Annotated in this window: 21 protein-coding genes; 16 read left to right on the top strand and 5 right to left on the bottom strand. The window is 69.3% G+C overall.

Annotated features, from left to right (window positions below; translation table 11 throughout):
* Window positions 1-201 precede the first annotated feature (201 nt).
* Window positions 202-1,491: an NUDIX hydrolase gene (locus tag ACSFBM_RS19420; protein ID WP_435485823.1), complete on the top strand. Its 1,290-nt coding sequence runs from the start codon at window positions 202-204 to the stop codon at window positions 1,489-1,491.
* Entirely contained in the window at window positions 1,488-2,183 is a 696-nt protein-coding gene (locus tag ACSFBM_RS19415) for a nitroreductase (protein WP_435485822.1), read from the top strand. Before ACSFBM_RS19420 ends, ACSFBM_RS19415 begins: the two co-directional genes overlap by 4 nt.
* Before the next feature lie 9 nt (window positions 2,184-2,192).
* Here the strand turns inward: ACSFBM_RS19415 and ACSFBM_RS19410 are convergent, their stop codons facing one another.
* Window positions 2,193-3,803, bottom strand: coding sequence for an MFS transporter (locus ACSFBM_RS19410; RefSeq protein ID WP_435485821.1), 1,611 nt, complete (start codon window positions 3,801-3,803; stop codon window positions 2,193-2,195).
* Between the two features lie 304 nt (window positions 3,804-4,107).
* Between ACSFBM_RS19410 and ACSFBM_RS19405 the strand changes: the two genes are divergently transcribed.
* From ACSFBM_RS19405 to ACSFBM_RS19385, 5 genes are all read left to right on the top strand, one after another.
* Window positions 4,108-5,523 carry an EAL domain-containing protein gene (locus tag ACSFBM_RS19405; RefSeq protein WP_435485820.1) on the top strand — a complete coding sequence of 472 codons (1,416 nt, stop codon included), beginning with the start codon at window positions 4,108-4,110 and terminating at the stop codon, window positions 5,521-5,523.
* 353 nt (window positions 5,524-5,876) lie between these two features.
* Entirely contained in the window at window positions 5,877-6,659 is a 783-nt protein-coding gene (locus tag ACSFBM_RS19400; RefSeq protein ID WP_435485819.1) for a Crp/Fnr family transcriptional regulator, read from the top strand.
* Between the two features lie 146 nt (window positions 6,660-6,805).
* Window positions 6,806-7,198 carry a response regulator transcription factor gene (locus ACSFBM_RS19395; protein WP_435485818.1) on the top strand — a complete coding sequence of 131 codons (393 nt, stop codon included), beginning with the start codon at window positions 6,806-6,808 and terminating at the stop codon, window positions 7,196-7,198.
* Window positions 7,199-7,281: 83 nt separating this feature from the next.
* Complete coding sequence (locus tag ACSFBM_RS19390) at window positions 7,282-7,995, top strand: Crp/Fnr family transcriptional regulator (protein WP_435485817.1); 714 nt, start codon at window positions 7,282-7,284, stop codon at window positions 7,993-7,995.
* A 121-nt stretch (window positions 7,996-8,116) separates the two neighbouring features.
* A complete protein-coding gene (locus tag ACSFBM_RS19385; protein ID WP_435485816.1) occupies window positions 8,117-8,338 on the top strand; it encodes a hypothetical protein in 222 nt (73 codons plus the stop codon).
* Between the two features lie 29 nt (window positions 8,339-8,367).
* Here the strand turns inward: ACSFBM_RS19385 and ACSFBM_RS19380 are convergent, their stop codons facing one another.
* Together ACSFBM_RS19380 and ACSFBM_RS19375 are read right to left on the bottom strand one after the other, a co-directional pair.
* Window positions 8,368-8,715, bottom strand: coding sequence for a hypothetical protein (locus ACSFBM_RS19380; RefSeq protein WP_435485815.1), 348 nt, complete (start codon window positions 8,713-8,715; stop codon window positions 8,368-8,370).
* Between the two features lie 179 nt (window positions 8,716-8,894).
* Window positions 8,895-10,568: a hypothetical protein gene (locus ACSFBM_RS19375; RefSeq protein WP_435485814.1), complete on the bottom strand. Its 1,674-nt coding sequence runs from the start codon at window positions 10,566-10,568 to the stop codon at window positions 8,895-8,897.
* Window positions 10,569-10,735: 167 nt separating this feature from the next.
* On the opposite strand from ACSFBM_RS19375, the gene ACSFBM_RS19370 reads away from it, so the two are divergent.
* From ACSFBM_RS19370 to ACSFBM_RS19335, 8 genes are all read left to right on the top strand, one after another.
* On the top strand, window positions 10,736-11,407 hold the full coding sequence (locus ACSFBM_RS19370) for an amino acid ABC transporter permease (protein ID WP_435440165.1): 672 nt from the start codon (window positions 10,736-10,738) through the stop codon (window positions 11,405-11,407).
* 24 nt (window positions 11,408-11,431) lie between these two features.
* The gene (locus ACSFBM_RS19365) at window positions 11,432-12,085 is read left to right on the top strand and encodes an amino acid ABC transporter permease (RefSeq protein WP_435485813.1); all 654 of its coding nucleotides are present in this window, start codon (window positions 11,432-11,434) and stop codon (window positions 12,083-12,085) included.
* 124 nt (window positions 12,086-12,209) lie between these two features.
* Complete coding sequence (locus ACSFBM_RS19360) at window positions 12,210-13,007, top strand: transporter substrate-binding domain-containing protein (protein ID WP_435485812.1); 798 nt, start codon at window positions 12,210-12,212, stop codon at window positions 13,005-13,007.
* 35 nt (window positions 13,008-13,042) lie between these two features.
* The gene (locus tag ACSFBM_RS19355; RefSeq protein WP_435485811.1) at window positions 13,043-13,798 is read left to right on the top strand and encodes an amino acid ABC transporter ATP-binding protein; all 756 of its coding nucleotides are present in this window, start codon (window positions 13,043-13,045) and stop codon (window positions 13,796-13,798) included.
* Complete coding sequence (locus ACSFBM_RS19350) at window positions 13,798-14,547, top strand: sugar phosphate isomerase/epimerase family protein (protein WP_435485810.1); 750 nt, start codon at window positions 13,798-13,800, stop codon at window positions 14,545-14,547. The genes ACSFBM_RS19355 and ACSFBM_RS19350 overlap by 1 nt, the downstream gene beginning before the upstream one ends.
* Window positions 14,548-14,569: 22 nt before the next feature.
* Window positions 14,570-15,523, top strand: coding sequence for a sugar kinase (locus tag ACSFBM_RS19345; RefSeq protein WP_435485809.1), 954 nt, complete (start codon window positions 14,570-14,572; stop codon window positions 15,521-15,523).
* A gap of 5 nt (window positions 15,524-15,528) precedes the next feature.
* Window positions 15,529-16,509, top strand: coding sequence for a 2-hydroxyacid dehydrogenase (locus ACSFBM_RS19340; protein ID WP_435485808.1), 981 nt, complete (start codon window positions 15,529-15,531; stop codon window positions 16,507-16,509).
* A gap of 124 nt (window positions 16,510-16,633) precedes the next feature.
* Window positions 16,634-17,659, top strand: a complete 1,026-nt coding sequence (locus ACSFBM_RS19335) for a LacI family DNA-binding transcriptional regulator (protein WP_435485807.1) — start codon at window positions 16,634-16,636, stop codon at window positions 17,657-17,659.
* On the opposite strand, the gene ACSFBM_RS19330 is transcribed toward ACSFBM_RS19335, so the two are convergent.
* Together ACSFBM_RS19330 and ACSFBM_RS19325 are read right to left on the bottom strand one after the other, a co-directional pair.
* Window positions 17,634-19,289: a GMC family oxidoreductase gene (locus tag ACSFBM_RS19330; protein ID WP_435485806.1), complete on the bottom strand. Its 1,656-nt coding sequence runs from the start codon at window positions 19,287-19,289 to the stop codon at window positions 17,634-17,636. The genes ACSFBM_RS19335 and ACSFBM_RS19330 overlap by 26 nt on opposite strands.
* A 92-nt stretch (window positions 19,290-19,381) precedes the next feature.
* Entirely contained in the window at window positions 19,382-20,884 is a 1,503-nt protein-coding gene (locus ACSFBM_RS19325) for an FAD-dependent oxidoreductase (protein WP_435485805.1), read from the bottom strand.
* A gap of 79 nt (window positions 20,885-20,963) precedes the next feature.
* Here ACSFBM_RS19325 and ACSFBM_RS19320 point away from each other — a divergent pair, with 79 nt between their 5' ends.
* Complete coding sequence (locus ACSFBM_RS19320; protein WP_435485804.1) at window positions 20,964-21,413, top strand: MarR family winged helix-turn-helix transcriptional regulator; 450 nt, start codon at window positions 20,964-20,966, stop codon at window positions 21,411-21,413.
* The last annotated feature ends 34 nt before the right edge of the window (window positions 21,414-21,447 follow it).

The raw sequence follows: 21,447 nt of genomic DNA, 5'->3' as shown, positions 1-21,447 counted from the left end.
CGGCGCAGGCAACTGCCCTGTGCACTGTGGCATGCGCGAGGCCTTGCGTCTGTGCGGTAGCGCTCCGAGCTTCCTCTGGCGCGTCGGCTGGAAAATACTGTGCCGGCGCCAGCGGGTGTCGCGCCCGGGACGCCCCATGGCGACCGACCCGCTACCCTTTGAAAAGATCCACCACAGATGAATGTCCCGATGAACCAAGGCATGAATACGCCTGCTGCGCCCGGGGTGCGGCCCATTCGCACGGCCGCCTCGCTCATCGTGCTGCGCGACGGCGCGGCCGGGCTCGAGGTGCTGATGCTGCGCCGGGCCGAGAAGGAGGCCGACCAGAACAGCGGCGCCAGCGTGTTCCCCGGCGGCACGGTCGACACGCACGACCCCGCCATGCACGCGGCCTGCTGCGGCCTGGACGACGCGGCCGCGAGCCTGCGCCTGGCGGTGCCCGCGAACGGGCTCGACTACTACGTGGCCGCCGTGCGCGAGTGCTTCGAGGAGGCCGGGCTGCTGTTCGCCTCCGAGGAGACGGGCGGGCTGGTGGCGCTCGACGCGTTGCCGCAGCACGAACGCGCCGCCATGCGCCACGCCGCCGAACTGGGCTCCGACGCGCTGCTGCACATGTGCGGCGCGCGCGGCTGGCAACTCGCGGTCGACCGGCTGCGCTACTTCAGCCACTGGCTCACCCCGCCGGGCATGCCGCGCCGCTTCGACACCCGCTTCTTCGTCGCGCTGGCGCCGCCGGCGCAGACGCCGAGCGCCGACACGCGCGAGACGGTGGAGTGCCTGTGGCTCACGCCCGCCGAGGCATTGAGCCCGCAGCGCGCGCTGAAGCTCATGAACGTGACGCGCCGCATCCTCGAACAGCTGCAGTCCTTCGCCACGGCGCAGGCCTGCATGGACCATGCGCAGGCGCTGCGCGAGGTGCCGATGATCATGCCGCGCGTGGCCACCGGCCCGGGCGGGCGCCATCCGGTGAACCCGTGGGAGCCGGCCTATGCCGAGCTGGGGCGCATCGACCCCGACGGCCACGGGCAGGGCCGCCACGCGCTGGAAGACGGGCTGGTGGTGCGCCTGTCGCCGCACGTGGTGCGCGTGACGACCGGCGCGCAGGCCGAGTGCAACAGCTACCTGGTGGGCGGCGGCGAACGCGGCGAATGGGCGCTGATCGATCCCCCCGGCGATGATGTCGCGCTGGCGACCGTGCGGGCGGCGGCACCGGGGGAGATCCGCTGGACGCTGTTCACCGGGGCCGGCGATCCGGCGCAAGGCGCGAGCGATCCGCTCGACTTCGGCGGCCTGACGCTGAAGGCCGTGCAGGTCTCGGGCGAGCGCTGCTTCCTGCTCGTGCAGGAGAACACGCTCTTCAGCGGCCACTGCACGCCGTCCGCGCTCTCTCAGGCGGCCGAGCTGGTGCACGCCGTCGACTGGATCGCGCCCGCGCAAGGCTTCCTGCGCACGTGCGCCGAACCCATGCCACCCTTGCTGGACCCGACATGAATCCCACGTCTTCAGACGCCTTGCAGGCCGGCGCCTTCGACGCCGTGCTCGACGCGCGCTACAGCTGCCGCGGCTACCTCGCCACGCCCGTGCCGCGCGAGGTGGTCGACGCCATCCTGCGCGCCGCGCAGCGCACCGCCTCGTGGTGCAACTCGCAGCCCTGGCAGGTGGCGGTGACCAGCGCCGCGGCCACCGAGCGGCTGCGCCGCGCCATGGCCGAGCCCGAGGCCTCGGCCGACGCGACGTTCGACATCGCACCGCCGGCCGAATACCGCGGCGTGTACCGGGAGCGGCGGCGCGAGTGCGGCTTCCAGCTGTACGACAGCGTGGGCATTGCGCACGGCGACCGCGAAGCCTCGGCGCGGCAGGCACAGCTGAACTTCGAATTCTTCGGCGCGCCGCACATGGCGCTGGTCACCACCGAGGCGGTGCTCGGCACCTATGGCGTGCTCGACTGCGGCGCCTACGTGAGCAACTTCATGCTGGCCGCCCGGGCGCGCGGCGTGGCGAGCATCGCGCAGGCCGCCATCGCGTCGCGCGCGAAGTTCCTGCACCGGTGGTTCGACATTCCGCCGGACCGGCAGGTGGTGTGCGGCATTTCCTTCGGCTACGAAGACCCGGCGCATCCGGCCAACCGCTTCCGCACCACGCGCGCCACGCTCGACGAGGCGTGCCGCTGGGTGGACGCCTGAAGCTTGCCGTCAGGGGCTGCGCTCGGCCAGGTAGTGCCGCGTGACCACCGGCACCTCGGGCACCTGGAACACGCGCGCGCTGGCCTCCAGCTCGTTGCTTGCCACCGTGGCGCGCGAGCGCTGGCGCAGGTAGTCGGCCCATGAGGTGACGATGAAGCGCTCCACGTAGCGGCTCGGGTCGCCCAGGTCGCGGTACACGCGCCAGAAGGTGGCGCCATCGCGCCGGCGCGGTACGGCCAGCTGCTGCACCGTGTCCAGAAAGCGCCGCGCGTCGGCCTCGCGGATGCAATAGACCACTTCGACGGCCACGGGCCCGGCCTCGAATTCGGGCTCTTTCGGCAGCAGCAGCTCGTCGCTGTGCGCGGCCAGCGTCACCTCGTCGTCCGCGCCCATGCGCAGCGGGTACGGCCGCGCCAGGCCCACGCTCGCCACCATGAAGGCAGCCGACAGGCACAGCGCGGCCGGCAGCCCCAGCAGGCTGGACACCGCGCCCCACAGCGCCGAGCCGAGCGCGAAGGCCCCCAGCGAACACAGCGTGTGCAGCGACGCGGCGCGCGCCCGCACCCACGGCGGCGCGCTGGTCTGCGTGGCGGCGTTGAAGGTCGACATCATCGTCATCCAGGCCGCGCCGCCAAGCACGAAGCTCAGGTACACCAGCGGGCGCCAGGTCGACAGCGCGCCCACCAGCATGGCGCTCGCGAACACCAGGCAGCAGCAGGCCGCCAGCGTGTCGAGCCCGAAGCGCGAGCGGATGCGCCCGACGAAGAAGCCCGCCGACACCGCACCCGTGCCGAGGCAGGCCATCAGCAGCCCGTAGCCCGCCGCACCCAGGTCCAGCCGCTGCGACGCGATGACCGGCAGCAGCGCCCACAGCGCCGAGCCCAGTCCGCTGAAGCCCGCGGTGCGCACCAGTTGCGCGAAGATGGTCGGCGAATGCCGCGCATAGCGCAGCGCGCTCAGCATGCCGCCCCACAGCCGCTCGGCGGGCAGCTTGGCCGGCAGGGGCGGGCGCGGCGGCCAGCGGCGGGTGGCGTAGCTCATGCCCACGGCGGTGAGCACGGCCGCCGCGAACACCGCGCTGGCCCCGGTGAGCGCGAACACCAGCCCCGCCAGCGCCGGCCCCACGGCGCGCGCCCCGTTGAAGGCCATGGACACCAGCGTGATCGCCTGGGGCAGCTCCTTGCGCTCCACCGTGTCGCTGACGGCGGAGTTCCACGACGGCGATTGCAGCGCGGTGCACACGCCCAGCAGGAAGGTGAAGAACAGCAGCGTGCCCGGCCCCACCCAGCCGGCCAGCGCCAGCCCGGTGAGCGCCAGCGCGGCTGCGGCGTACACGCCCTGGATGCGCAGCATCAGCTTGCGGCGGTCGGTGGTGTCGGCCAGCACGCCGGCGGGCAGCGACAGCAGGAACATCGGCAGGAACGAAGCGGTCTGCACCAGCGCCGCAAGGAACGACGAGGCCGTGAGCTCGATCATCAGCCACGACGCCGCCATGTTCTGCATGGCGTTGCCCACGAAGAACAGGCTGCCGGCCGTCCACAGGCCGCGAAACGGCCGGTGCGCGAGCGGAGCCCAGAGGGACGGGGCGGGGGCGGTGGCTGCGGGGGTGTTGGGGTTCAAGCGCGGGGGTCGGTCGGCGGGGCGCTCAAATCATATCGGCGCAGCCCTTTTCGTGCTCGCGGGCGTTGTGCGCACCGGGCCCGCGGCCCTCAAGGGCACGTGATTTGCTGCCCGTTCGGTAGCAGTGCGTTGCAAGTGTGACGCGGCACACAGGTAGCCAGCGAAAGTGGCTGCCAACGACCACTGCAATCCGTAGCATTCGGAACGCCTCATGGTTTCCCCCAGGCCTTCACCGGCCCGGGCGTGAAACGGCGTTCCGCTCCCTGCAGGAGTTCATCGACGAGATTCATTGAAGGAGCATCGGATGGTCGCCCTCTCACCACACACGCCGTGGACCTTGCGCGCCGCAACAGGATGCCGCGTGCAGGACGAGCACGCCGAGCGCAGCCCGCGCACCGCGCCGAGCGCCGCGCCCGGCGTCGCAGGCGCCTTGCGCACCCCGCCGCATGCCCTGCCGGACACTGCGCCGCGCAGGGCCTGCGCCTATGTGTTCATCTCGAACCTTCCGCACCTCGCGCAGGCCTACGGTCAAGACTTCGCATCGGCCGCCAGCCTCGAGGTGCAGCGCCGCCTGTGCACCCACTTTCTCAGCGCCGCCGCCACCGACATGGCCCGGCTGCGCGACGACTGCTTCCTGCTGTGGGCCAACGACGCCTTTGTGTGCGGCGCCCGCGACATCCGCGAGCTGCCGCACGACGTGCGCCGCATGAGCCGCCCCATCGAGACGCTGCTTGCCGTGCTCGGCGCCGAGCCGGTGCGTGCCAAGGGCATGGTCGCGATGGTGCAGCTGCATGCCGACTGGATCGAGGTGCGCGCGCCCGGGCAGCTGGGCACGTCGGAGATAGAGCTTGCGCTGTGGACGGCGCAACCGTTTCCGGACTCGCGCGAGAACCAGGCCGACGGTTGGAGCCAGCGCTACCGCGCCGACATGGACGTTGCCGTGCGCGTGAGCGAAGCGTTGCGCACCGAGGCGCTGTCCTTCGCGTGGCAGCCGGTGGCGCACACGGGCAGCAACGCCGGCACGCTCTATCACGCGGGCCGCGTGCGCCTTGCACCGAGCCACAGCGAGCCGGCGCTGCTCGCGCAGGAGGTGTTCCTGCCCTGCCTGCAGCGCCTGGGGCTGGCCCGCGCGTTCGATCGCATCGCGATGCGCCAGGCCCTGGCGGAGCTGCGGCGGCGGCCCGGTGCGCACCTTGGCGCGGGCATCGGCGTGGCCATCTGCGCCCAGAGCGTCAAGCTCGACCACTGGTGGGCGTCGTTGTGCGCGGCGCTCGACGAAGAGCCCGAGCTGGCCTCGCGGCTGGTGATAGAGATCACGGGCAGCGCCATGCTGGACGACCTGGAAGCCGCGCGCGACTTCTGCGTGCAGATGCAGCTGCGCGGCTGTCGCATCGCCGTGCGCGACATCGGCGGCGGCAACGACAACCTTGCCGCATTGCAGTCCTGCGGGCCCGACATCGTGAAGCTGGACGCATCGCTGTTGCGCCGTGCGCGCGACGGCGTCTTCGGCGTGGAGTGCCTGCGCGGCATGCTTTCGCTGTGCGCGCATTTCGCGGGCCAGGTGGTGCTCGACGGCATCGAGCGCGAAGAAGACATGCACATCGCCTCGCACGTGGGCGCGCGGTGGCTGCAAGGCTATGGCGTGCGAGGCACCGATGCGCCGGTGACACCCGCTGGTGCTCATCCCGCTGCCGTGCATCCCTTGGCGGGGTGCCTGTGAGACTTGCGCCCGACTTCAAACTGCGCCTGGCACGGCTGAGCAAGGATCTGTCGCAGCTGCAACGCTCCGTTCAAGAGTTGCTGGGCACGTTCGAGCAGCCGCGGGTGGATGGGCGCCGACGCAACTCCGCGGAATCGGTGCAGTACGCGGTGCTCGAGGCTGCGCTGCGAACCTCAGAGGCGACGCTGTCGCAACTGCATGGCGAGGGTGAGGCCGACGGGAGCGATGGCGTACGGGCGCGCCCCGCGCGCAGGTCGTCCAGGTCGAGGGCCTTGCGTACATGAGCCGCGTGCGCGTTCCCGCTCTGTGAACCGGGCGGCGACCCGAGCGACGGCCCGGCAGGTTCTTCAGCCATGTACCTGAACCCTCTCTTTGCCAACGTGTCGCAGGCGGAACGCGTTGCGCTGGTTCGCAGCAGCGAACTTCGCTCCTACCGGCGCAACGAAGTGGTGCTTGCCGCCGGCAGCTGGAGCGACCGCGTCTACTGCGTGGCCAGCGGGCTGCTGCGCGTGGTGGAGCACGGCAGCGGGCGCGCCCAGCCCGTCGACGTCACGACCGACTTCATCCGGCAGGACGAGTTCTTCATCGGCCCGTCTCTGGCGGAAGACGCCTTCCAGGCCAGGCACACGCTGGTGGCGGCGTTGCCCTCGTCGGTTCATCTCATCCCGATCGTGGCGCTGCGCACGCTATGCAGCGCATACCCCGAAGTGGCCATCGGCCTGCTCGAACTCGCGATCGCGCGGATGGCCGTCATGCGCAACCAGTTGCGGCGCATGTCGGCGCTGTCCACCGAAGACGTCGTGAGCCGCGTGCTGCACCAGCTCACCGTGCTCGCGCCTGCGAGCACGGGGGCCTTCGACAAGCGCATCTCCCAATCGGTGATCGCCTCCTATTCGGGCCTGTCGCGCGAAGTCGTCAACAAGACCATGCGCGACATGGAACAACGCGGGCTGGTGCGGCGCGACGACCAGGGCGTGCATGTGCCCGCCGACTTCGCGTCCACCGACTTCGGCCGCCTGCTGCCTCTCGAGAAGAACCTGGCGAGCGTCGAGCCGAACCAGGTCGGCGCGGTTTTTCCGCAGGGCATTTCGTACCCGCCGGCCGATCCATGGGGCCGAAAACCCGACGGCGAATGACGGCTCGCCGCGCTTCCCGAACTCCATTCCAGCTACTGAAGAAGGCACCAATGTCCATAGAACCCCACAAGCCCGTTGCCGCGTGGCCGGCACCCGGCATTGCGCCAACGCCTCCGAACGCCGCAAGCGCTGCAAGTGCCGCCGCCGTGCTGTTCATCGAAGCGGCCCAGCAGGAACTCGCGCATCTGATGCGCCTGATAGCCGAGGGTGACTCGGCGGCGGCGACGCGCGTCGCCTGGCGCATGGCCGAGAGGGGGCGCACGGTGCTCGCGCCCCAGCGTCCGCCTGCGGCGAGCGTTGTGCCACCGGTGGGCCCTGGCGCCGAGGCCTGCGCGCTTTCGCGGCGCGAACTCGATGTACTTCGCATGATTTCGCAAGGACTCAGCAACCGCCAGATCGCCGAGGCAACCCAACGTTCGCTGCACACTGTCGATGCGCACGTGAAGAACATCTATCGAAAGCTGGCAGTCAAGTCACGCGCGCGGGCGGTGCGCGAGGCCATGCAGAAGGGGCTGATCGATCTGGAGGCGTGCGAGTAGACGCTGCCTCTGTGCTTCCGACCGGGTCCGGTTGCGGCCCGTGCGTATCCCGAATTCGGGTGATTGCATTTCGAAGTCCGCGCTTGCACCATCGCGGCGTGTATCTGCATCCACTGTTTGCTCGCCTTTCGCAGGCGGAACGCTCGGCCGTCGAGCGGGTTTGCGAGCTGCGTTCATACGCGCGCAACGAAACGATCCTTGCACCGAACGACTGGACGCGTTGTTTCTATTGCGTGGAAAGCGGGCTCGTGCGCGTGGTGGTTCAGGGCCGCGACGGCGCGCAGGACGAAGCGGGCGTCACCACCGACTTCATTCGTCGGCACGACTTCTATCTGGGCGGCTCCCTGAGCGAGCCGCAGTACCAGGCGGCCCACCGCCTGATTGCGGTGCTTCCCTGCACTATCCACCACGTGCCCGTGGTCGCGATGAGGGCGCTGTGCGAACGGCACCACGACATCGCGTTGAACCTGCTCGAAGGCGTGGCTTCCCGCATGAACGTGCTGCGCCGGCAGATACGGCGTGTGTCTTCGCTGTCGTCCGAAGAAATGGTCGGGCGCGTGCTGCACAAGATGACGCAGATCGCTCCGGCGGGGCACGAGGTGTACGACAAGCGCGTCACGCAAGGCGTGATCGCCTCCTATGCCGGGCTGTCTCGCGAGGTCGTCAACCGGACGATGCGCGAGATGGAGCGGCGCGGTGTGTTGTTGCGCGACGCGCAGGGCGTGCATGTGCCGCAGGAATTCGCGGGAACGGACTTCGGCGAGCCGTCTCCCGCGGACAGACAAGGCGATAAATAGCGTGAACCGGGGAGTGCATTCCGCAGGGCGGGGCTGAACAATCGATGCTGCCCGCAAGCAGCGATCCATGGTCGGTTTGGGGCTTTCTCTGTCCCGTTGGGTTGCTCTTCACAGGCCATTCATGTTCCACCTGTTCCATGCTTGCTCGTGCGGCACAACGCACATCGGGCGCATCCATCGCAGCGTGTGGATGCACCTGCTGCCCGGGATGCGCCTGTACCGCTGCGAGAGCTGCGGAAAGCGCCAGCTTCGCAACGAACGCGCCGTCGACATCGCCCGCGCGCGCGAAGCGAGCGATGCGGCCTGCGCCCGCCAGGCATCGAGGCCACCACCCCTCGGGTAGGCGGCCGCGACGGCTGTTCACTGCGGTGGTTACTGCGCGCTCGGCGTTTGCGCCTGCCCGGTGCCCTGGGTGTTGTTGATCATGCCCTTCCTCGAGCTGCCATCCGACTTGCGGCCCGAGCTCATTGCGCCGCCCGGCGCCTTGGTGCTGCCCGACAGGTTGCCGCCCGAGTTCGGCGTGCCTGGCGTGGCGGTGGGCGCGGTGGTCATGCCATTGGGGTTGGTCGGCCCGGTGCTGCCCGGCGAGGTCTTCTGTTGCATGGCGGGGCTGTCGGGGCTGTTCAGGCCCGGGCCGCCGCCACCGCCTGCTTGTGCCATGGCGGATGCAGCGCCCAGGGCGATGCAACTGGCAAGGAATGTGGTCGCGATGCGGTTCATGGGGGGAGCCTCTGTACGAAGTGGTTGAAGACTTCAATAGAGGCGCTGCGCCGCAGCAGCCGGGTGGGGCTGTGGCGACGCTCGCTGTCAGCGAAGGCGCACCGTGCGTGGCCGCACCTTGAAAACGCCGGGCTCGGAACGTGTGGCTCGTCGTCGCCACCAGCCTGCGCCAGCCGCCGCTAATCGCCACCCGAGCGCCACACCCTCGCCAGCGCAGCCATCTTGCCCCTGAACCCCAGCCTGTCGTTCGACAGCGCATCGATGAAGTCCGACAGGCGCTGCGACTTCACCATGGTGTAGATCGTGAGCCAGGTGGTCGCGACGAACACCACGCCGAACCAGACCGCCTTGCGCCACAGCGGCGCATCGGCCTCGGCCAGCAGGTTCATGCCCAGGAAGCCGGTGGTGATGGTGCCGATGAGACCGAACAGCGTGACCACCGTGAGCCGCACCACGGTGCTGGCCTGGCGGCGCAGGCTGTCGGCGTCCAGGTAGGTGTTCATGTCGGCGATGCGCGACTTGACCTCGTCGTAGAGCGCGTCCAGGCCCAGGTGCGTGGCACACATGTGCGACAGCGCGCGCACCTGCGCCTGCTCCGAGATCTCGTGGAACCAGTAGCGGTGCGTGAAGCGCAGGAAGCGCTCGAAGCTCGCGCGGATGGCGCGCTTGAACTGCTTCACGCTCGGCGTGCTGCGGATGTCGAGCTTTCTCAGCGCCTCCACCAGCTGGTCGGAGAACATCAGCAGCGAGGCCTTCTGGAAGTGCGCGATCAGGAACAGCAAAAAGTGCTGGTGGCGAAATTGCGCGAGCACGCCGCGGTCGCGGCAGCAGAAGAACTCCGAATGCGCATCGCCCACCACCACGAGCGCATGGCCGTTGCACAGGTAGCGCGTGCGCGGCGCCGCGCCGGCATCGACCCAGAAGCGGTCGTAGCAGTACTTGTGCTCGAAGTCCGCGAGGTGCTGCTCGGCATAGGGCAGGTGGGCATCGGCCGCGCCCGCGCCGGTGACCAGCGCCAGCCGCACGAAGTCGTCGCGCGTGAGGCGGCGCGGATCGTCCAGCGACAGGTAGGCCATGACCGGCATGCGGTAGTAGTCGATCTGCCGGTACCGCAGCGCGCCGGGCTCCTCGGAGTAGTCGGTCACCAGCGGCTGCATCAAGAACGCCCAGTGCGACGAGATGCGCGGCGCGCGGTGCTGGGCCACGTGCGACAGGAAGGCGTCGCGCTGCTGCGCGTCGGAGCGCGCGAGCACGCGGCCGTCGGCCGCCAGCCATTCGACGCTGGCCATGCAGTGCAGGGCGGTGCCGTCGGGCTCCCAGCCCGCGGGGTAGGCACGCCCGAAGCGGTAGAGGATTTCCTGCGCCTGGGCCAGGCTCAGGTGGTCCGCGCCGACCTCGAGGTTGAGCAGCACCACGTCGATGTCGAAGAAGAAGTACAGGTCGCAATGAACCACCTGCAGCGTGACCGGCGCGTCGCCCGGCTGCGCCACCACGCGCACCGCCGCAATGTCGTGGCGGCGGAAGATGCGCATCGGCGAATCGCCGTCGCTGCCGCTGTCCCCGTGCGCGCGGCCCTCGCCGTACAGGAAGCGCTGCACGTACGGCAGAAAGCTCACGAACTCGTTGTAGTGCCGCTCGTGGAAGCGGCTGCTGTCGCCGGTGTATTCGTCGACCTCCTCGCGCCACGGCGAGGCTTCGCCCATCTCGCGCAGCACGTGCCAGGGCCCGTGGTGGGCCGGCCTGGCGCCGGGCGCGGGCACCAGCCGCAGGGGCCACAGCAGCGCCTGCCTGAAATGCTGCACGACGGGCGTGCCCGTGGGAAGCGAATCTGCCGAATCGGTCTCTGGGCGCATGGTGTCCGCGGGTGGGTTCGGGATGGCGCAGTGTAGGCAGCGGCTGGGACAAAACGACCACCTAGGGGAATCCCTAGGTCGGCCTGAAACCGGTTTCATATAAGCTGCAAGCATTGCTTTCGAGGCATGCACGCGCACACCCGGCGCCCCTGCAGCACTCGCCCACCATGAACTACCAGTTTCAATTCGACGCCGTCTTCGCCGCCTGGCCGCTGCTGCTGAAGGGCACGTGGATCACGGTCCAGCTGTCGCTCATCGCCACGGTGCTGGGCCTGCTGGTCGCCATCTTCTGCGCCTGGGGCAAGACCTCGGGGCCGGGCTGGCTGCGCTTCGTCATCAATGCCTACATCGAGGTGATCCGCAACACGCCGTTCCTCGTGCAGCTGTTCTTCTTCTTCTTCGCGCTGCCGGCCATCGGGCTGCGCTGGTCGCCGCAGACGGCCGCGCTGGTGGCCATGGTGGTGAACCTGGGCGCCTACGCCACGGAAATCATCCGTGCGGGCATCGAGTCGATTCCCAAGGGGCAGATCGAGGCGGGCCGCGCGCTCAACCTCAAGCCGTGGGAAATCTTTCGCTTCATCATCATCAAGCCCGCGCTGAAGGCCATCTACCCGGCGCTCACCAGCCAGTTCATCCTGCTGATGCTGAGCTCGGCCGTGGTGTCGGTCATCTCGGCCGACGACCTGACCTCGGTGGCCGCCAACCTGCAGTCGCAGACCTTCCGCAGCTTCGAGATCTACATCGTGGTCGCGGGCATCTACCTGGCGCTGGCGCTGGCCTTCTCGGGCATGTTCAAGCTGATCTACAAGCGCACGCTCAACTATCCGGACCGCCGGTAACAGACGACGGACGGAGACCACACCATGCGTACCTTCGGCTTTCCCGAATTCCTTTTCATCCTCGAAGCGGCCAAGTGGACGCTGGCGCTGTCGGCCATCGCCTTCGTGGGCGGCGCGATCCTGGGGCTCGCCATTGCGCTGATGCGCACGTCGGAGTCGCGCTGGGCGCGCGGCGTGTCCACCACCTTCATCCAGATCTTCCAGGGCACGCCGCTGCTGCTGCAGCTGTTCCTGGTGTTCTTCGGCGCGCCGGTGCTGGGGCTGGACATCAACCCGTGGGTGGCGGCCGGCGTGGCGCTCATCCTGAACAGCGCCGCCTTCCTCGGGGAAATCTGGCGCGGCTGCATCGAGGCCATTCCGCGCGGCCAGTGGGAAGCGGCCGAGGCGCTCAGCCTCAAGTACAGCGCGCGCATGCGCGACGTGGTGCTGCCGCAGGCCTTCAAGATCGCGCTGGCGCCCACGGTGGGCTATGTGGTGCAGATCATCAAGGGCACGTCGCTCGCGGCCATCATCGGTTTCGTGGAGGTCACGCGCGCCGGGCAGATCGTCAACAACGCCACCTTCCAGCCGCTCATCGTGTTCTCGGTGGTGGCGGCGATCTACTTCGCGATCTGCTGGCCGCTGTCGCTGCTGGCCGCGCGAATGGAGCGCAAGCGCGCCCGTGCACTGGCGCGCTGAAGTCCCACTGGCGCGCTGAAGTCCCACTGGCGCGCTGAAGTCCCACTGGCGCGCTGAAGTCCCTTTTTTCGCTTTCGCTTTTTTCTTTCTCGTTGTTCCTTCCTTTCTTCAGGAGACATATCCAATGACCCATACCACCACCCGCCGCGCAGCGCTCGCAGCCCTCGGCCTGGGCGCGGCCCTGACCGTGTTCGCACCCTTCGCCTCGGCACAAAGCGTGGCCGACATCAAGAAGAAGGGCGAGATCACCATCGGCATGCTGGTCGACTTTCCGCCCTACGGCACCACCGACGCCAAGAACCAGCCCGACGGCTACGACGCCGACGTGGCCAAGCTGCTGGCCAAGGACTGGGGCGTCAAGGCCAACATCGTGCCGGTGACCGGCCCCAACCGCATTCCCTTCCTGCTGACCAACAAGGTCGACGTGCTGGTGGCCTCGCTGGCCATCACGCCCGAGCGCTCGAAGCAGGTGCAGTTCTCGCAGCCCTACGCGGCCGCCACCATCGTGCTGTACGGCGCCACCAAGACCCCCATCAAGGCGGCAGGCGACCTGAAGGGCCTGCGCGTGGGCGTGGCCCGTGCGTCCACGCAGGACGTGGCCGTGACCAAGGCCGCACCCGAAGGCACCGAGATCCGCCGCTTCGACGACGACGCATCGGCCATGCAGGCGCTCATCTCGGGCCAGGTCGATGCCATCGGCTGCTCGGTGACCGTGGCCGCGCAGATCGCCAAGCGCGTGCCTGCCAACACCTTCGAGAACAAGTTCACGCTGGTGCAGCAGTCCATGGGCATCGCAATGCGCCCCGGCCAGGAAGAACTGGCCAAGGCCGTGAACGAGTTCGTGCAGAAGAACACCGCCAACGGCGAGCTGAACAAGCTCTATCAAAAGTGGCTGCAGGCCGACCTGCCGAAGATGCAGTAATCACCGCCATACAAAGAGGCTGAAGGAATCCTGGCATGACGACGGAATCGATCATCCGCATGGAAGCGGTCAACAAGTGGTACGGTGAATTCCAGGTGCTGACCGGCATCGACCTGTCGGTGCGCCAGGGCGAGCGCATCGTGATCTGCGGGCCTTCGGGCTCGGGCAAGTCCACGCTCATCCGCTGCATCAACCGGCTGGAGACGGTGCAGAAGGGCCGCATCGTGGTCGACGGCATCGACCTCACGGCCGGCGGCAAGAACGTGGATGCGGTGCGTGCCGAAGTGGGCATGGTGTTCCAGCAGTTCAACCTGTTCCCGCACCTGACCATCCTGGAAAACTGCACGCTCGCGCCGATGCGCTCGCGCGGCATGAGCAAGGCGCAAGCGGAGGAGGTGGCCATGAAGTACCTCACCCGTGTGCGCATTCCAGAGCAGGCCGGCAAGTACCCGAGCCAGCTCTCGGGCGGCCAGCAGCAGCGCGTGGCCATTGCGCGCGCGCTGTGCATGACGCCCAAGATCATGCTGTTCGACGAGCCCACGTCGGCACTCGACCCCGAGATGGTCAAGGAAGTGCTCGACACCATGATCGGCCTGGCCGAAGACGGCATGACCATGCTGTGCGTCACCCACGAGATGGGCTTCGCCCGCAGCGTGGCCGACCGCGTGATCTTCATGGCCGAGGGCAAGATCGTCGAGCAGGCGCCGCCCGAAGAATTCTTCGGCAACCCCAAGGACGAGCGCACGCGCCAGTTCCTCGGCCAGATCCTCAGCTCGCACCAAGGCCACTGATGTCCTTCGAGGTCCTGATTTCTCTGTCGTCCTTCGGTGCGGCCGAGGTGGGTCGGCACGGCCAGCTCTGGTGTTCGCAGCTGGCCCGCGCGGCCGGCGCCGACTCGGTGGAAGTGCGCGGCGAGATGCTGCGCGACGCCGAGGCGGAACTGCCCGCGCTGAACGGGCTCGCGTCCGTCTATTCCAGCCCCGAAGGCCTGTGGGCCCAGGGCGGCTGGCTCGACAGCGCCGCGCTCAAGCGCGGCATTGCCGCCGCCACGCGCGTGGGCGCGAAGCGGCTGAAGATGTCCATCGGCGACTTCCAGGCGTCGTCGCACGGTTCGCTGTGGGGCCTGAAGGTGCAGCTGGCCGAGACGCGCGTCGAGCTCGTCATCGAGAACGACCAGACCGTGCGCGCCGGCACGCTGGCCGCGCTGCAGACCTTCTTCGACGTGGCCGACCGTGCCGGCGTGTCGCTGGGCATGACCTTCGACATGGGCAACTGGCACTGGGTGGGCGAGTGCCCGCTGCAGGCCGCGCAGGCGCTGGGCCACCGCGTGCGCTACGTGCACTGCAAGGGCGCGCAGCGGCTGCCGCACAAATGGGTGGCGGTGCCGCTGGGCGACTCGGTCGCGCCGTGGCGCGCCGTGCTGCGCGCGCTGCCGGCCGACGTGCCGCACGCCATCGAATACCCGCTCGTGGGCGACGACCTGCCGGCCGTGACCCGCGCGCAGATCGACTTCATCCGCGCCGCGCGCGCGCAGTCGTAGACCCCAAGAAACCAAGAACGACATGACAGAACCTACTGCCTTCGACGTGGCCTTGTTCGGCGAGGCCATGCTGCTGCTCGTGGCCGACCGCCCCGGCCCGCTGGAAAACGCCGAGTCGTTCTTCAAGCGCACCGCCGGCGCCGAGACCAACGTGGCCATCGGGCTGTCGCGCCTGGGCCTGAAGGTGGGCTGGGCCAGCCGCCTGGGCACCGACTCCATGGGCCGCGCGCTGCTGGCCGCGATGCGCGCCGAAGGCATCGACTGCTCGCACGTGATCACCGACGCGGCGCAGCGCACCGGCTTCCAGTTCAAGGGCCGCGTCACCGACGGCAGCGACCCGCCGATCGAATACCACCGCAAGGGCTCGGCCGCGAGCCAGATGGGCCCGGCCGATGTCGACGAGGCCTGGCTGCGCTCCGCGCGCCACCTGCACGCCACCGGCGTGTTCGCCGCCATCTCCGACACCAGCCTGCAGGCCGCGCTGAAGACCATGGACGTGATGCGCGCGGCCGGCCGCACCATCTCCTTCGACACCAACCTGCGCCCCACGCTGTGGTCGTCCACCGAGACCATGCGCCACTGGGTCAACGAGCTCGCCTCGCGCGCCGACTGGGTGCTGCCGGGCATCGAGGAAGGTTTGCTGCTCACGGGCCACGACAAGCCCGAGGACGTGGCCAGGTTCTACCGCGAGCGCGGCGCGAAGCTGGTGGTCGTGAAGCTCGGCGCCGCGGGCGCCTACTACGACAGCGACGTGGCCGGCACCGGCCATGTCGCCGGTTTCCCGGTGAAGGAAGTGATCGACACCGTGGGCGCGGGCGACGGCTTTGCCGCCGGCGTGGTGAGCGCCCTGCTCGAAGGCAGGAGCGTGCCCGATGCCGTGCGCCGCGGCGCCTGGATCGGCGCGCGCGCCGTGCAGGTGCTGGGCGATACCGAAGGCCTGCCGACGCGGGCGCAACTCGAAGAAGCGGGGCTCTGAAGACCATGACGCAAAAGAACGTGCTCGTGTTCCGGGCGCTGCCCGAAGACCAGCTGGCGCGCCTGCAGGCCGCACACCACGTCACCGTGGTCGATCCGCGCAAGGAGCCCGAGGCCTTCGCCGCGGCGCTGCGCACCGCGAACGGACTCATCGGCTCGAGCTACAACGTCGACGCCGCGCTGCTCGACGCGGCGCCGCAGCTGCAGGTGATTTCCAGCGTGTCGGTCGGTGTCGACAACTACGCACTGGCCGAGCTGCACCAACGCGGCATCGTGCTGTGCCACACGCCCGACGTGCTCACCGAGACGGTGGCCGACACGGTGTTCGCGATCCTCATGGCCACGCAGCGCCGCGTGGTGGAGCTGTCGAACCTGGTGCGCGAGGGCCGCTGGACGAAAAACATCGGTGAAGAACTGTTCGGCACCGACGTGCACGGCAAGACGCTGGGCATCCTCGGCTTCGGGCGCATCGGCCAGGCCGTGGCGCGCCGCGCCGCCCTGGGCTTCGGCATGCCGGTGCTCTACCACTCGCGCCGCGCGGTCGACCTGGCCACGCAGGCGCCCGAGCTGCAAGGCCGCGCCATCCACACGCCGCTGGACGACCTGCTGGCGCGTGCCGACATCGTGCTGGCGATGCTGCCGCTGACGGACGCGACGCGCGGCATGATCGACGCCGGTTTCTTCGCGCGCATGAAGCCGGGTGCTTCGTTCATCAATGGTGGCCGTGGCGCCACGGTGAACGAAGAGGCGCTGCTGCACGCGCTCGATCACGGCACGCTGCGCGCCGCCGGGCTCGACGTGTTCGCCAAGGAGCCGCTGCCGGCCGAGTCGCCCTTGCGCACGCATCCGCGCGTGACGCCGCTGCCGCACATCGGCTCGGCCACGCACGAGACGCGGCATGCGATGGCCGAGCTTGCGACGACCAATCTGCTGCAGGTGCTGGCTGGAGAGAAGCCGACAGCGCCGTACGACACGGCGAGCGCATGAGCGTGCCCAGGCTTTACTCCCTCCCCCGCTGGGGGAGGGCAGGGGTGGGGGCAAGCGGCGCATCCATCGAGCGCTCTGCCCGCCCCCATCCCGACCTTCCCCCAAAGGGGGAAGGAGCAAGACCATGAAGCCGAGCGGCCGCGCCACCATCGCCGACGTCGCAGAAGCAGCCGGCGTTTCCAAAGCCACCGTCTCGCGCTTTCTCAACCACCGCGAACGCCTGCTGAGCCCCGACATCGCCGCGCGCGTCGAGGTCGCGATCGCGGCGCTGCAGTACTCGCCCAGCCCGATGGCCCAGGCGCTGAGCCACGGCCGCTCGCGCCTCATCGGCCTGATCGTGGCCGACATCACCAACCCTTACTCCGTGGCCGTGCTGCGCGGCGCCGAGAAGGCCTGCCAGGACGCCGGCTACCTCGTGATGCTGTTCAACCTCGGCAACGAGAGCGAACGCGAGCGCGAGGCCATCGATGCGCTCGCGGGCTACCAGGTCGACGGCTTCATCCTCAACACGCTGGGCCGCGGCAGCAACGTGGTCGACGCGGTCACGCTGCACGGCAAGCCGGCGGTGCTGGTCGACCGCCGCCACACCGGCATGCACACCGACTTCGTCTCGCTGGACAACCACGCCGCGATGACGGCCACCTGCGGCCACCTGGTCGAAGGCGGCTACCGCGAGCTGCTGTACGTGACCGAGCCGCAGAAGGGCGTGAGCTCGCGGCGCGAACGCACGGCGGCCTTCGGCGCCTGCGTGGCCGCGCACGAGCCGCGCGTGGCCGGCGAGATCTTCGAATGCGTCGAAGGGGGCCACGAGGCGCTCGACGAAGCGTTGCGCGCCCTGCGCCAGCGCGCCAGGCGCGGGCGCCGCGCGGCCGTGGTCGCGGGCAATGCGGTGGTCACCCTGCGCGTGGCGCAGGCGATGGCCCGGCTGCGCTGGCGGTTCGGCGACGACCTGGGCTTCGTCGGCTTCGACGATCCCGAGTGGGCCTCGCTCATCGGCCCGGGGCTGAGCACCGTGGCCCAGCCGACCGATGCCATCGGGCGCACGGCGGCCAACTGCCTGATCGAACGGTTGCGCGGCCTCGACGTGCCGCCGCGCCAGTTGCTGCTGCCCGGCGAACTGGTGGTCAGGGGCTCGTCGCAGGCGTCCTAGCGTCCTGCACGGCGCGGTCGAAGGTGATCGGCCCGCGCATCCAGTCGGCCGCGCGCTCGGCCATCATCACCGTCGGCGCGTTGGTGTTGCCGCCGATCAGCGTGGGCATGACCGAGGCATCGACCACGCGCAGGTTCTCGATGCCATGCACGCGCAGCTGCGCGTCGACCACCGCCATCGCGTCCGTGCCCATCCTGCAGGTGCCCACCGGGTGGTAGATGGTGTCGGCGCGCGCGCGGATATGGCGCACGAGCTCTTCGTCGGTGCGGGCGTCGGCGGTGTAGAGCTCGCGGTGCCGGTACTTCGCGAGCGCCGGGGCGCGCAGGATCTCTCGCGTCTTCTTCACGCCCTGGAGCAGCAGCGCCAGGTCTTGCGGCTCCGACAGGAAACGCGGGTCGATGCGCGGCGCCGACAGCGGATCGGCATCGTTCAGCCGCACGTCGCCACGGCCCTTGGGCCGCAGCACGCACACGTGGCACGAGAAGCCGAAGCCCATGTGCAGCTTGCGCGCATGGTCGTCGGTGATGGCGATCACGAAGTGCAGCTGCAGGTCGGGCCGCCGCAGTTCGGGCGAGGACTTGATGAAGGCGCCGCCCTCGGCGAACGGCGTGGCGACCAGCCCCGTGCCGCGCTTGCGCCACTCGAAGGCGGCCTTCATCAGCTTCAGCCCCGCGACCGCGCCGATGCCGAACAGGTCGGTGTCCTTCGAGGTGTACGACAGGATGAAGTCGGTGTGGTCCTGCAGGTTCTGCCCGACGCCCGGCAATGCGTGCCGTACCGCGATGCCATGTTTCCCCAGCTCGGTGGGTTCTCCGATGCCCGAGAGCATCAGCAGCTGCGGCGAGTTGAACGCGCCGCCGCACAGCACCACCTCGCGCCGCGCGGCGAGTGTCTCGGCCTTGCCGCCGCGCCGCACCTCGACGCCCACCGCGCGCCGTTCGTCGAGCACCACGCGCAGCGCCTGCGTGCCGGTCAGCACCCTGAGGTTGGAGCGCTTCATCGCCGGGTGCAGGTAGGCCGCGGCCACCGAGCAGCGCTCGCCATTCTTCGCGCCGCCATGGAACTGCGTGACCTGGTAGAGGCCCACGCCTTCCTGCTCGGGGCCGTTGAAGTCGTCGTTGCGCGGAATGCCGCAGGATTGCGCGGCGCGCACGAAGTCTTCGGTGATCGCGCGCGGGCTCTGCTGCTCGGCCACCTGCAGTGGCCCGTCGGCGCCGTGCAGCGCGCTCGCACCGCGCTGGTTGCCTTCGGCGCGAATGAAGTAGGGCAGCACCTCGTCGAACGACCAGCCGGCGCAGCCTGCGCGGGCCCAGTCGTCGTAGTCCTCGCGGTGGCCGCGCACATAGAGCATTGCGTTGATCGCGCTCGAGCCGCCCAGGCAGCGCCCGCGCGGCTGGTAGCCGCGGCGGCCGTCCAGGCCCGGCTGCGGCACGGTCCGGTAGGCGTAGTTGTTGATGCGCGGGCGGCCCGGCAGCATCGCCACTGTGGCAGCCGGTGCGCGCACCAGAATGCCGCGCCCCTCGCCGCCGGCTTCGACAAGGCAGACCTGCACGCCGGGGTCCTCGCTCAGGCGCGAGGCCAGGGTGGCGCCGCCGGAGCCGCCACCGACGATCACGTAGTCGAATTCCATGGCGCGTCTTCCTTTTGTTCTTTGCTGCCTGCGTCCGCGCGGACGGATTCGACTGTAGGAATGAACGTGGAGGCGGAGCTCGGCGTTTTCCCTCAGTGCTTCGCGTTGCGGCCGACGCCTTGCAGATAGCGCTCCAGCGCCGCGAGCTGGGCGCCGGCGACGATGGCGCCCACATGACCGTCGGGCCGCACCAGCACCCAATCGCCAGGGGCGAGTCCGTAGGCCTTGCGGAAGTGGCCACCATCGTCGCGCAGGTCGCCGCTGTCGCCGAAGGCGTGAACGTGCAGGCCCGATCGCGGCGCCACGTCGCCGCGATCGACCTCCCAGCCGAGCAGGGTCCAGTGCGCGCCCTTGAAGAGCTGGAACAGGCGCACGGGTTGCCCGGCGGCACCGGTGACCGGCGCATCGGGTGCGCGGTCTCCCGCCTGCAGGCCGTCGACGCGTGGGGGCATCTCCATCGCGAGGGACGATCCGGGGTACCCGAGGTCGAGCTGCTGCACCTCCCGCCCGCGCCGCATGTCGCCCCGCTTCGCATCGCCGAGCAGCTTCGTGGCAAGCCCGAGCACGTCTGCGGCGATGGGGCGGCGTTCTTCCTCGTAGCTGTCGAGCAATGTCGCGGGTGCCCCGGCGGCAACGGCCGCCAGCTTCCAGCCCAGGTTGTAGGCATCCTGCACGCTGGTGTTGAGTCCTTGGCCGCCGGTCGGGGGATGGACGTGTGCGGCGTCGCCGATCAGCAGCACGCGGCCTGCGCGGTAGCGATCGGCCAGACGCGCGTTCATGTGGAAGGCCGAGGCCCACGAGACCGAGTGGATCCGGATGTCGTCACGACCGGTGCGCGCGGCGACCATCGCGGTCAGGCCTTGCGCGCCGAGGTCGATGTCGCCCTCCAGCGGCATCGGTGCCTGCAGCTGGAACAACGCCGTTCCCGCGAGCGGGCACAGGGACATCTGCGCATCCATCTCTCCGTCGTTGAAACGGTGCCACGCGTCTCGCCCCAGCCCTGTCAGCACGACGTCGGCCACGATGGCACGCACGCCCAGCGTCTTGCCCGGAAAGCCGATGTCCAGCGCATGCCGCACGAAGCTGCGGCCGCCGTCGGCACCGACGAGAAAACGCGCGCGAAGCGTCTCCTCGCCCGCCACGCCGACCAGCCGCGCCGTGACGCCGCTTTCGTCCTGCGCGAAGCCGACCAGTTCGCAGCCGAATTCCGGGCGATGCCCGAGCTCGGCCAGGCGCTCGCGCATCGTGCCTTCGGTCAGGAACTGCGGCACCATCAATGGAATGCCATAGGGTTCAGCGGGCGTCGGCGCTTCGTGCGTCATCACCAGCGATTCGGTGAAGCTGCCGTCGGCGCGGTATTCCCGCGAGGGCGGGTACAGGCCGCCGGCCGCGACGATGCGATCGAGGATGCCCAGGTCCTCGAAGACCTCCTGCGTTCGCGGCTGGATGCCCTTGCCGCGCGAGCCTTTGAAAGGCGCGTCCAGCTTCTCGATCAGCCGGAAGGAAACACCTCGCCGCGCCAGGTCGATGGCGAGCGTGAGGCCGGCCGCGCCGGCGCCGCAGATCAGTACGTCAACAGAAGGATCCTGGGTCATCGAAAGCTCCAATGTGTGTAATATGCACTCAATAGGAGTGGATGCTATGCCAAAGAAAATAAATGTGCAAGATGCACATATGTCCGTGCAACTGCGCTCGCTGCACGGTGCGCTGCTGACCGTGGTGAGCGTCATGAACCGGCCGCAGCGCGACGAGGCAATGGTGCGCGAAGCGGGCATTTCGCTCGACCGCGCCCTGTTCCCGTTGCTGGTGGGCATCGAGCGGGTCGGGCCGATCGGCGTGGTCGAGCTGGCCGACCGTGTGGGGCGCGACTACACCACGGTCAGCCGGCAGGTCGCGAAGCTGGAGAGTCTGGGTCTGGTCGAGCGCCAGGGCGGTGTTCACGACCGGCGCGTGCGCGAAGCCGTGGTGACGCCGAAGGGCAAGCTGATGACCGACGCCGTCGACGCGGCGCGCGAACGCATCGCACGCGCCATCTTTGCCAACTGGGAGCCGCAGGATTTCGAGGAACTGGTGCGCCTCCTGCAGAAGTTCGCGGCCGACATCGAGGACGGCGGCCCGCGCTAGATTCCGGACGCTGCGTAGCCGCAACAACCGGGCG

The organism is Variovorax pasteuri (genome assembly GCF_051216435.1).
GTDB lineage: Bacteria > Pseudomonadota > Gammaproteobacteria > Burkholderiales > Burkholderiaceae_C > Variovorax.
Note: the sequence above shows the minus strand (reverse complement) of the source record. Positions and strands in the feature narration are given on the sequence as shown.